The 10,546-nt window shown below is 69.5% G+C and carries 10 protein-coding genes; 5 read left to right on the forward strand and 5 right to left on the reverse strand.

Going from position 1 to position 10,546, the window contains the following annotated elements; genetic code table 11:
* The first annotated feature begins 45 nt into the window (after positions 1-45).
* Positions 46-1,182 carry a glutamate--cysteine ligase gene (locus VGH85_10710; GenBank protein ID HEY2174269.1) on the forward strand — a complete coding sequence of 379 codons (1,137 nt, stop codon included), beginning with the start codon at positions 46-48 and terminating at the stop codon, positions 1,180-1,182.
* Between the two features lie 34 nt (positions 1,183-1,216).
* Complete coding sequence (locus tag VGH85_10715) at positions 1,217-2,410, forward strand: amidohydrolase (protein ID HEY2174270.1); 1,194 nt, start codon at positions 1,217-1,219, stop codon at positions 2,408-2,410.
* 7 nt (positions 2,411-2,417) lie between these two features.
* Here VGH85_10715 and VGH85_10720 read toward each other — a convergent pair whose 3' ends face one another.
* Complete coding sequence (locus VGH85_10720) at positions 2,418-2,870, reverse strand: gamma-glutamylcyclotransferase (protein ID HEY2174271.1); 453 nt, start codon at positions 2,868-2,870, stop codon at positions 2,418-2,420.
* A gap of 75 nt (positions 2,871-2,945) precedes the next feature.
* Between VGH85_10720 and VGH85_10725 the strand changes: the two genes are divergently transcribed.
* A complete protein-coding gene (locus tag VGH85_10725) occupies positions 2,946-4,346 on the forward strand; it encodes an NAD(P)H-quinone dehydrogenase (GenBank protein ID HEY2174272.1) in 1,401 nt (466 codons plus the stop codon).
* A 7-nt stretch (positions 4,347-4,353) separates the two neighbouring features.
* On the opposite strand, the gene VGH85_10730 is transcribed toward VGH85_10725, so the two are convergent.
* The 3 genes from VGH85_10730 to VGH85_10740 all read right to left on the reverse strand — a co-directional run bounded on the left by VGH85_10730 (position 4,354) and on the right by VGH85_10740 (position 8,044).
* Entirely contained in the window at positions 4,354-4,671 is a 318-nt protein-coding gene (locus VGH85_10730) for a DUF5313 family protein (GenBank protein HEY2174273.1), read from the reverse strand.
* Between the two features lies 1 nt (position 4,672).
* Positions 4,673-6,415, reverse strand: a complete 1,743-nt coding sequence (locus tag VGH85_10735) for a biotin carboxylase N-terminal domain-containing protein (GenBank protein ID HEY2174274.1) — start codon at positions 6,413-6,415, stop codon at positions 4,673-4,675.
* 363 nt (positions 6,416-6,778) lie between these two features.
* Positions 6,779-8,044, reverse strand: a complete 1,266-nt coding sequence (locus tag VGH85_10740) for a GGDEF domain-containing protein (protein ID HEY2174275.1) — start codon at positions 8,042-8,044, stop codon at positions 6,779-6,781.
* A 777-nt stretch (positions 8,045-8,821) separates the two neighbouring features.
* On the opposite strand from VGH85_10740, the gene VGH85_10745 reads away from it, so the two are divergent.
* Positions 8,822-9,121, forward strand: coding sequence for a hypothetical protein (locus VGH85_10745; protein ID HEY2174276.1), 300 nt, complete (start codon positions 8,822-8,824; stop codon positions 9,119-9,121).
* A 111-nt stretch (positions 9,122-9,232) separates the two neighbouring features.
* Here the strand turns inward: VGH85_10745 and VGH85_10750 are convergent, their stop codons facing one another.
* Positions 9,233-9,838, reverse strand: a complete 606-nt coding sequence (locus tag VGH85_10750; protein HEY2174277.1) for a hypothetical protein — start codon at positions 9,836-9,838, stop codon at positions 9,233-9,235.
* Positions 9,839-9,876: 38 nt separating this feature from the next.
* Between VGH85_10750 and VGH85_10755 the strand changes: the two genes are divergently transcribed.
* On the forward strand, positions 9,877-10,546 hold a 670-nt coding region (locus VGH85_10755; protein ID HEY2174278.1), incomplete at its 3' end, for a hypothetical protein.

A 10,546-nucleotide genomic window follows, 5' to 3' on the forward strand; every position in this document is an offset into this window, starting at 1 on the left:
GAGCGTCGCCCGGCGGGGCGCCTGCTCCCCGGTTACGCTCGCGGCGTGCAGATCGACTTCAGCGCGTCGGAGCGGGCCAGCCTCGGGGTCGAGTGGGAGTTGGAGCTTGTCGACGTCGAGACCCGCCAGCTCCGCTCCGGGTCCAACGAGGTGCTGGCGGCCATCACACCGGACGGCCTCGACGAGCACCCGAAGGCCAAGCACGAACTCCTGCAGTCGTGCGTCGAGGTCATCACCGGGGTGTGCGGCACGGTCGCCGAGGCCTGCAAGGACCTGTCCGGCACCGTCGCCGAAGTGATCTCCGCGGCCGAGCCGCTCGGGCTGGGCGTCATGTGCTCGGGCACCCATCCGATGACCGACTGGTCGACCCAGCAGATCACCGAGACCCACCGCTACCAGCAGCTGATCGAGCGGAACCAGTGGCTCGCCCGCCAGCTGCAGATCTTCGGCGTCCACGTGCACGTCGGCATCCGCAGCCCGGCCAAGGCGATCCCGATCGTCAACGCGCTGGTGGCCTACATCCCGCATTTCCTCGCCCTGTCGGCGTCCAGCCCGTTCTGGGTCGGCGCCGACACCGGCCTCGCCTCCTACCGCAGCAAGATCTTCGAGGCGCTCCCGACCGCCGGGCTGCCCTACCAGCTCTCCGGGTGGGACCAGTTCGAGCGCTACATGGAGGTGCTGATCTCCAGCCACGCGATCGAGTCGGTCCGCGAGGTGTGGTGGGACATCCGCCCGCATCCGAGATTCGGCACCGTCGAGCTGCGGATCTGCGACGGCCTGCCGACGATCGACGAGATCGCGGCGGTCGCGGCCATGTCGCAGTGCCTGGTGGAACGGCTGGACTCCCAGATCGACCAGGGATACACGCTTCCCGAGCCGAGGGCGTGGGTGGTGAAGGAGAACAAGTGGCGCGCCGCGCGCTACGGGCTGGACGCCGAGATCGTCGCCGACGACCGCGGCACGGTCGTCCCGGTGCGCCAGGCACTCGCCGATCTGGTCGACGACCTGACCCCGATCGCCCGCCGGCTGGGCTGCGCGGACGAGCTGGCGATCGTGCCGCGGATCATCGAGCGGGGGGCGAGCTATCAGCGTCAGCGGGCGGTCGCGGCGGCGGCGGGCGGAGACCTGACCCGGGTGGTCGATAGTCTGCTCGGTGAGATGAGACATGGACTACCGCGATGAGACACACCCGGATCGGGCCGGGCCGGCCCGCCGCATGAGCCCACAGCCGATCACCGAGGCGCCTGCCTGGCTGGGCTCGTGGGTGGCCGATCACGAGGCCGACCTGATCGCCGTACGCCGGGATCTGCACTCCCACCCCGAGCTCGGCTGGCAGGAGCACCGCACCACCGCCCTGCTGTCCGAGCACCTGCGCCGGGCCGGGCTTCGGCCGAGCCTGCTGCCGAGCGGCACCGGCCTGGTCTGCGACATCGGATCCGGTTCACCGACCGTCGCGCTGCGCGCCGACATCGACGCGCTCCCGTTGCCGGACGTGAAAAACGTCCCCTACCGGTCGACGGTCGACGGCGTCTGCCACGCCTGCGGGCACGACGTGCACACCACGGTGGCGCTCGGTGCCGCCCTGGCGCTGCACGCCGCGCCGGAGCTTCCCGGCCGGGTCCGGATGATCTTCCAGCCGGCGGAGGAGCAGACGCCGGGCGGCGCGCTCGGCGTCATGGACGCGGGCGCCCTCGACGGTGTCGACCGGATCTTCGCTCTGCACTGCGATCCCGCGACGGATGTGGGTCGCATCGGCGTGCGTACCGGGGCGATCACCGCCGCCTCCGACTCGGTCGAGGTGACCTTGTCCGGCCCGGGCGGGCACACCGCGCGACCGCATCTGACCGTCGACCTGGTCTACGCGATGGGCCGGCTCATCACCGATCTGCCCGGCCTGCTCACCCGGGTCGTCGATCCGCGGGCCAGCCTGTCGCTGGTATGGGGCGCCGTACAGGCCGGGGTCGCCCCCAACGCGATCCCGCAGTCCGGCCAGGTGCGGGGAACCGTCCGGATGCTCGACCGCGACGTCTGGGCCGACGCCGAGAAGCTCGTCCGGCGGCTGGTCGAGGAGATCGTCGCTCCGACCGGCGCCGTGGCCGAGGTGAACTACCAACGCGGGGTACCGCCGGTGATCAACGAGTCACGGTCCACTGCACTGATCCGGGACGCGGTGCGGGCCTCGCTCGGCCCGCAGGGACTGGTGGGCACCCCGCAGAGCCTCGGCGGCGAGGACTTCGGGTGGTACCTCGACACCGTGCCCGGCGCGCTGGCCCGGCTCGGCGTGCGCGGCGGTCGCGAACCGGGCGACCAGCACGATCTGCACCAGGGCGACTTCGACGTCGACGAGCGCGCGATCGCCATCGGGGTCCGGCTGATGTCGACCCTCGCCCTGATCTCCCTCTCCGGCTGACGGGCGGTCAGTTGCCGATCGACCGGCAGGGGCGGGACTGCAGCGCGGCGACATAGTCATCCGGTGCACCGGCCCGCTCGGCGGCCTCGGCCATCATGCCGAGATAGCGCGCCGAGGGCAGGCCGCCTTCGTATCCGTCCAGGACGTAGACCCAGGCGAGGACGTCGGCGTCGAGCGCGTGCACCCGCAGCGAGATCTTGCGGTAGATCCCGTTGTCCGCGCTCTCCCAGTGGTCGAGGGAGGCCTCGTCCTTGGCGGTGACGTCGTAGATCGCCACGAAGACGCTCTCGAGTGGATCCTCCACGACGGTGGCCAGGGCGCCCTCCCAGCCGAATTCCTCGCCGCCGAAGGTCAACCGCCAGCCGACGATCCACCCGGTGCCCGCGACCGGCGAATGGGGACACCGGGACAGCATCTGCGCCGGGTCCATGTTGGACCCGTATGCGGCGTAGAGCGTCATGGGGGAGAGCCTAGTGGCCGTGCGCACCCCGGTCGTGGGTGACAATGGGGTCAGGCGAACGATCGGAAGGACACCGTGCCACGCATCGTGATCGTCGGCGGGGGCCCGGCCGGCTACGAGGCGGCCCTGGTCGCCGCGCAGCTCGACGCCGAGGTCACGATCGTCGAGCAGAACGGCCTGGGCGGGGCCTGCGTCCTCTACGACTGCGTTCCGTCGAAGACCTTCATCGCCACCAGCGAGACGATGAATTCCTTCCGCGACGCCGCCGCGCTCGGAGTGCGTGCGGTCGATCCGGAGGCCCTCAGCGTCGACGCTCCCGTCGTCCACGGTCGGGTGAAGCGGCTCGCCCAGGCCCAGTCCCACGACGTGCACGATCGGTTGATCCGCGAGGGCGTGCGGGTGCTCATCGGTACGGCGCGGTTCGTCGACATCGACGACGGGCGCACCCATGTCCTCCACGCGCTGACCGAGGACGGTCCGCAGCGGCTGGAGGCCGACATCGTCCTGGTCGCGACCGGAGCCACCCCGCGCATCGTTCCGGGCGCCGTGCCCGACGGGGAGCGGATCCTGACGTGGCGGCAGATCTATGACCTGCCCCAGCTTCCCGAGCGGCTCGTCGTCGTGGGCTCCGGGGTCACCGGCGCCGAGTTCGCCAGTGCCTACACGGAGATGGGCGTCGACGTCACCCTGGTCTCCAGCCGCGACCGCGTTCTGCCCGGTGAGGACTCCGAGGCGGCGGCTCTGCTCGAGGAGGTCTTCACCAAGCGCGGCATGCAGATCGTCAAGGGCGCCCGGGCGTCCGGGGTCCGCCGTACGCCCGGTGGAGTCGTCGTCGAACTCGACGACGGCCGCAGTGTCGACGGCAGCCACGCGTTGATGACCGTGGGCTCGGTGCCCAACACCGGAGATCTCGGGCTGGAGCAGGCCGGCGTCGAGGTGAGCTCACGCGGGTTCGTGCCGGTCGACCGGGTGTCCCGCACCAACATCCCGGGCGTCTACGCCGCCGGCGACTGCACCGGGCTGCTGATGCTCGCCTCGGTGGCCGCGATGCAGGGGCGGATCGCGATGTGGCACGCGCTCGGTGAGGCCGTCACACCCCTGAAGCTCAAGACCGTGTCGGCCAACGTGTTCACCCACCCGGAGATCGCGACCGTCGGCATCCGGCAGCGGGCGATCGAAACGGGTGAGGTTGCCGCGCGCGCGGTCACCTTCCCGCTGGCCACCAACGCCCGGGCGAAGATGCAGGGGCTCACCGAGGGCTTCGTGAAGCTCTTCTGCCGACCGGCCACCGGCGTCATCGTCGGCGGCGTCGTGGTGGCGCCGGCCGCATCGGAACTGATCCTGCCGATCACGGTCGCCGTACAGAACAACCTGTCCGTGTATCAGCTCGCGCAGACCTTCGCCGTCTACCCGTCGCTGACCGGGTCGATCACCGAGGCGGCACGGCAGCTGATGGAGCACGACGACCTCGACTGAGCCGCTCTCAGTCGTCGCGGCGCGGCGGCTTGGGCAGGCCGTGCTGACGCAGCCGACGGTCCCGCAGTTCGTCGCCGTACGCCGCGGCCACGAACAGCGCGCCACAGACGACCAGCGCGGCGGTCAGGGCGCGGATCTCGAGTGGGCCGGGGAGACACATGATGGCGACAACCGGCGCGGTGATCTGCACGCACACCCGCAGGAGTTCACGTAACCGCCAGTCGGCGTCGGTGAGGTCGTGCCGCACCCACCCATGCAGGCGCGGGGGGAGTCGGCCGCCGAACGTGTACCGCAACCACTGCAGCGGGTTGGGTCGCTGCGTCAAGTCAGTCGGCGATCTCGCAGATCACCGTGCCGCTGGAGACGACGTCACCGACCGCCGCCTCGAGCTTCTTCACGGTGCCGGCCTTGTGTGCGGACAGGGGCTGCTCCATCTTCATCGCTTCGAGGACCACGACAAGCTCGCCCTCGGCCACCGTGTCGCCTTCGGTCACCGCGACCTTGACGATGGTGCCCTGCATCGGACTGGTCAGCGCGTCGCCGCCGGCCGCTGACGAGCCGTGGCTCGACCGGCGCCGCTTCGCCTTCGGGCCGCTCCGATCGGAGGGCGCCGCGAGGTCGGCCGGGACGCTCACCTCCAGCCGCTTGCCGTTGACCTCCACGACGACGGTGTCCCGGGCGGCGGGTTCGTCGGCCTCGGCGACGGGACCGGCGAAAGGCGGGATCTGCTGGTCGAACTCGGTCTCGATCCACCGGGTGTGCACCCGGAACGGCTCGTCGGTGAACGCCGGGTCGCGCACCACCGCCCGGTGGAAGGGCAGCGCGGTGGCCATGCCCTCGACCGCCATTTCGTCCAGCGCCCGGCGGGCGCGGGCGAGCGCCTCGGCGCGGGACTCGCCGACCACGATGAGCTTCGCCAGCAACGAGTCGAACGCGCCGCCGATCACCGATCCGGTTTCGACGCCGGAGTCGACCCGTACGCCGGGCCCGCCGGGCTCGACGTAACGGCTGATGGCGCCCGGCGCCGGGAGAAACCCGCGGCCCGGGTCCTCGCCGTTGATGCGGAACTCGATCGCGTGGCCGCGGGCGGGCGGATCCTCGGTGATCCGCAGCCGCTCACCGGCCGCGATCCGCAGCTGTTCGCGGACCAGGTCGAGCCCGGATGTCTCCTCGGTCACGGGGTGCTCGACCTGCAGCCGGGTGTTGACCTCGAGGAAGCTGATCACGCCGTCGCGGCCGACGAGGAACTCCACCGTGCCCGCGCCGACGTAGCCGGCCTCTCGGCAGATCGCGCGCGCCGCCTCGTGGATCTGGCTGTGTTGATCGTCGGTGAGGAACGGCGCCGGCGCCTCTTCGACCAGCTTCTGGTGGCGCCGCTGCAGTGAGCAGTCGCGGGTGCCGACCACCACGACCGTGCCGTGGGTGTCGGCGAGCACCTGCGCCTCGACGTGCCGGGGGGCGTCGAGATAGCGCTCGACGAAGCACTCGGGCCGGCCGAACGCTGCCTGTGCCTCGCGGACCGCTGAGTCGAACAGCTCCGGTATCTCCTCGATGGTCCGGGCGACCTTCAGCCCGCGCCCGCCACCGCCGAACGCCGCCTTGATGGCGACCGGAAGGCCGTGTTCGCGGGCGAAGGTGACCACCTCGTCCGCGCCGTCGACCGGGTCGGGGGTGCCGGGCACGAGCGGCGCACCCGCCGCCATCGCGATGTGTCGGGCCTGCACCTTGTCGCCCAGCGCGAGGATCGCCGCGGGCCCCGGACCGACCCAGGTCAGTCCGGCATCGAGGACCGCCTGGGCGAAGTCGGCGTTCTCCGACAGGAACCCGTAGCCGGGGTGCACCGTATCGGCCCCGGAGGCACTGCAGGCACCGAGGATCTTTTCGATGTTCAGGTAGGAGTCGGCGGGGGTGGTGCCGCCGAGGGCGAACGCCTCGTCGGCCATCCGCACGTGCAGGGCGTCGCGGTCCGGTTCGGCGTAGACGGCGACGCTGTCGAGGCCGGCGTCGCGGCACGCGCGGGCGACTCGGACGGCGATCTCGCCGCGGTTGGCGATCAGCACCTTGCGCATGCGGTTCTCCTCGTTCGACTGCGGGTGCAGTCTAGGCCCGCCCGCCGGCGCCGCCGTCCGCGAGCCGAGCACCACGTCCGGAATGCGGCTCGTGGCGGGAGATGTCGGTGCCGCCGCCACAGCGAATCGCCCAGTCCCGGATGGATCCCGAGGGCTGGGCGTCCGCTAGCCGGGGTTACCCCGCTCCGACGGGGGACGGAGGAGTCGGGGCCTTCGGGAGCCGAAGACGATACTTCAGCTGAAGATCACGCTACGCCACTACGACCCGGTTCCGGTGCGCTATTCGGGCGACCGGCACCCGCTGCCACCACGGGATCGCACCGCGGTCTAACTCTGTGTAAGGAATCGGGGTGGAGTCGCCACTCAGACGACATCGCCGGCGATGCTGATCCGGTCCCGTCCGCCGGTCTTGGCGCGGTACAGCGCCGCGTCGGCCGCGGCCAACAGCTCGGTGAGCTGGCTGCACGCGTCGCCGAGCAGCGCCGCCCCGATCGAGACCGTCACGTGGACCTGCTCCCGGCCCACGAGGGTCAGCGCCAGTGCTCCGAGGCGCTGCCGCAGCCGCTCGGCCACGATCCTGGCGCGCTCGTGCCCGGTGCCGGGGAGCGCCAACACGAACTCCTCGCCACCGAACCGGCCGACGATGTCGTAGGTCCGGACCTCGTCTTGGATGGCGGCCGCGATCGCCGTCAGTACCTGGTCACCTATCAGGTGCCCGTAACTGTCGTTGATGCCCTTGAAGTGGTCGATGTCGAGGAGCAGTACGGCGAGCGGCAGACCGGTGCGCACCGCTTGGGCGATCTCCCGTTCGGCCTCCCTGTTCCACGAGGTCGCATTGAGCAGACCCGTCTTCGGATCGGTGCGGGCAGCGGTGCGTAGCTCGTCGTGCAACAGACACCGCTGCAGGAAGATCACCGACGGCAGGGCGATCAGGACGAGGACCGCATTGACCGAGCAGAGGATCAGGACCACGGTCGCGGTCGTGATCCCCAGGCCGTCGAGCAGCCGCATCCGTCCGTCGCGGAAAACGCTCCACCACGAGCTCTCGGGCGAGCTCATCGCGGCGGCGACGGAGATGAGTGTGGTGTTCATCAACGTAAGCACGACACCACACGCCAATGCCACGAGCGCGACGACCGGAATGGGCAGGGACCAGTGCCGGAACTCCGTGCTGCTGCCGGTGACGGACCGGAACAGCAGTCCGGCGACCGCGTCGGCGAGGCCGACCGACGCGATCGTGAACATCCGCCGATGGAGCATCGTGCGGCGGACCCGGACCTGCGTCAGCGTGTAGAGAGCGGCCGGCGCGAGCACGCCGTAGAGCGGAGAGAGCAGGAGAGCGACCGGCAGCGTCCAAGCCACCAGCAGGTCCTTCGACACACCGGTGGGCTCGCCGAGCCGTCGTACCGCCTCGACCGACAGCGCCCCGCATCCGGTCAGAATCGCGAACACGACGAGGTCGTGCACCCGCAGCGGAGTCGCCCACGCCGCGACCACCGCGACCCCGGCGGCGACGGCCTGGACGGCGATCACCAAGCAGCGTTGCCCGCGGGGGAGGCGCCACAGATCCCAGCGCCGAACCGGGTCGAGAAGCGCCGGCAGATCCTCGACCAGCGGCGCTCTCAACACGGTCGATCCCCTCGGGGGTTTGACCGCTGCGCTACACGCTGCGTTCGGTATGTCACACTAAGTCGAAGATGGCCGGGTGGCCCGCCCGGGACTCTATGGGGAGGGGGCAGTGGTGATGCGTAACACCAAGTGGACCCGCTGAATCGTCCGACACGTCGGCCTGGGCCGTCGACTCGACGATGATGCGACGGCCCAGGACCCCAAAGCACCGGCGGCGCCGCCGTGCCCCACATCGGCGACCTGACTCGACGCCGCTTCACGATCAGCGTCGCCGGGCAATGAATGCTTCGTCGCGGTATTGGTCAGGATCTCCGCGACGGTATGGACAAATACTATTCATCGAACTGTCCGATACGTGACGGACCTGTCGGGCCCGATAACGTATCCGACGGCGTAAATGTCGTGACAAAATTCTCCACTCGCGCCCCCCGACGACCTTTATTGACACAACCATTAGCCAAAACCAACTACCTGAGACGCACGTCGACCGTCCGCCCGGTACTGCCGCGCGAGACTGGGATCCTTCCTTGCTACGGGTGGCGGGTGCTCTGCCGGCGAAATCCGCACACTGATGCGAGTGCGCTTTTTCCCTGTGGCTGCGGTATTCCGATACGGCTGGCGTAACCATAGGGCGCCGATAGGCTCAGCTGTCAAGCATCCGTTCATCGCCATAGTGGCCGGTACGGAAAGTGTGACAATCGGATTCTGTTTGATTACGGATAGTCGCGCAAACGCGTCGGCAGTCCTTTCGGAACAGCCGCGGCAGAGGGAGCAGCAATGTCAACGACGTCAGAGCCCCCGCACCTGTCCAACCATCACCGCAACACGCTGCGCCAGCTGTTCCAGCATCCGGTCAGCCACAACATCGAGTGGCACGCCGTGCTGTCGTTGCTGCAGGCCGTCGGGTCGACCGTTGATCAACACGGCGGCAAGGTAGCCGTGACCATCGGGTCGGAGACCGAGTTCTTCGACCCTCCGCGCAACAAGGACATCGACACCCAGACGGTGGTCGACCTGCGTCGGATCCTGAGCGCTGCGGGCTACGGCGACGAGGCCGGCGCCGACCCGGCCACCTGATCCTCTTTCCCAGTTTCATGATCGTGATCGGATCCGTACGGCGTTTCGCGGCTTTATCCGATCACGATCATGGGAGTTGGCGGCTTGGGATCGGCGGCGGCGGTTGGCGGGCTACTTGCCGTTCCAGCATCCCAGGATGTCGGTGGCGACGGTGTAGGCGAGGTTCGTCCGCGATTCGCCGTTGGCCGCATTGCGTGGCAGGCCGGTGCCGTCGACGTGCAGGGTCTTGTCGTCCTTGACGAAGACGACTGTTCCGTCGGTGGTTTCGTAGGCGGGCAGGCCGAGCGCGGACAGGCCGCGCAGGGTGTGGCCGGCACCGAGGTTCCCCCGCAACGTGGTGAAGTAGGCATGCGCTGACGGGACGTCGCCTGATTCCTTGACCGAGATCACCAGCCGGCCGGCGGGCAGCCGGTAGGTGCAGGTATAGAGGCGATGTGCCCAGGTCGCGGTCACCGGCGGCTTGGCGGAGAGCGCGAGGACCTTGGCGACATCGGTCCGGATCTCCGGTCCACAGATCATCTTGGCGGTTGCCGATGGTCCCGCCTCCTTCGCCGCCGCCGGCCGGTCGGCATGCTTCGTCGGCAGTCCCGGCATCGACATGCCCGGTGACATCGACTTGGTAGCCGAGGACTGGTCGGTGGCAGCCGCGGACGCGCAGCCGGCCAGCAGGATCGGCAGGGCCGCGAGCAGGCCGAGCTGCTTGGTGCGACGGTTCATGTCATCCTCCGGTGCGCAGGTGGGTCTCCCCTTCGTTCGTGGGCGCCGCTGTTGCGGTTCGGAACAGATACCTGCGGACGGATGAACCGGATGCGCCCGATTGCCCGAACGTCTCCTGGATCAGCTCACCAGTGCGGGGATCGTTTCCCGCCAACAGCAAGGGAGACCGTATGCACAGGGCACTCAAGGTCGTCGCGCCGCTCGCCATTGCGGCGTTGCCGTTGCTTGCGCCGGCTGCTGCGTCGGCAGACAGCGGCTGGTCGTTCCAGGCGTCGCTCAAGCCGCTCAACCATTCGACCGCGACGGGGACCGTCATGATCCACGGGTCGGGTAATCAGGCGACCATCACCGAGCACGTGTCGGGTCTGGCCGCGACCTTCGGCAAGTCCCCGTACCCACACGTGCAACACATCCACATCAACGCTCAAGGGGTCTGCCCGTCGATGGCGGCGGACAAGAACGGCGACGGAGTCGTGTCCACCACCGAGGGGGCGCCGTTCTATGGTCCGATCGGTACGACGCTGTCCGTCAGCGGCGGCACGACACCGGCCGACGGCACGAACATCAAGATCGCGCCGAGCGGTGGTAGCTACACCTACTCCCGCACCATCACCCTGGATTCGGCCACCATGTCGTCGTTGAAGGCCGGCAAGGCTGTCGTGGTGGTGCACGGGCTCGACCCGGCGACGCTGAGCAAGCAGGCGCAGG

This window comes from Mycobacteriales bacterium (genome assembly GCA_036497565.1).
Classification (GTDB): Bacteria; Actinomycetota; Actinomycetes; order Mycobacteriales; family QHCD01; genus DASXJE01.

What these genes read in the sequence shown, in the direction of transcription:
- VGH85_10735 (HEY2174274.1), bottom strand. Translation starts at nt 6,415, where the DNA reads ATGCGCAAGGTGCTGATCGCCAACCGCGGCGAGATCGCCGTCCGAGTC.
- VGH85_10750 (HEY2174277.1), bottom strand. Translation starts at nt 9,838, where the DNA reads ATGAACCGTCGCACCAAGCAGCTCGGCCTGCTCGCGGCCCTGCCGATC.
- VGH85_10745 (HEY2174276.1), top strand. Translation starts at nt 8,822, where the DNA reads ATGTCAACGACGTCAGAGCCCCCGCACCTGTCCAACCATCACCGCAAC.
- VGH85_10715 (HEY2174270.1), top strand. Translation starts at nt 1,217, where the DNA reads ATGAGCCCACAGCCGATCACCGAGGCGCCTGCCTGGCTGGGCTCGTGG.
- VGH85_10720 (HEY2174271.1), bottom strand. Translation starts at nt 2,870, where the DNA reads ATGACGCTCTACGCCGCATACGGGTCCAACATGGACCCGGCGCAGATG.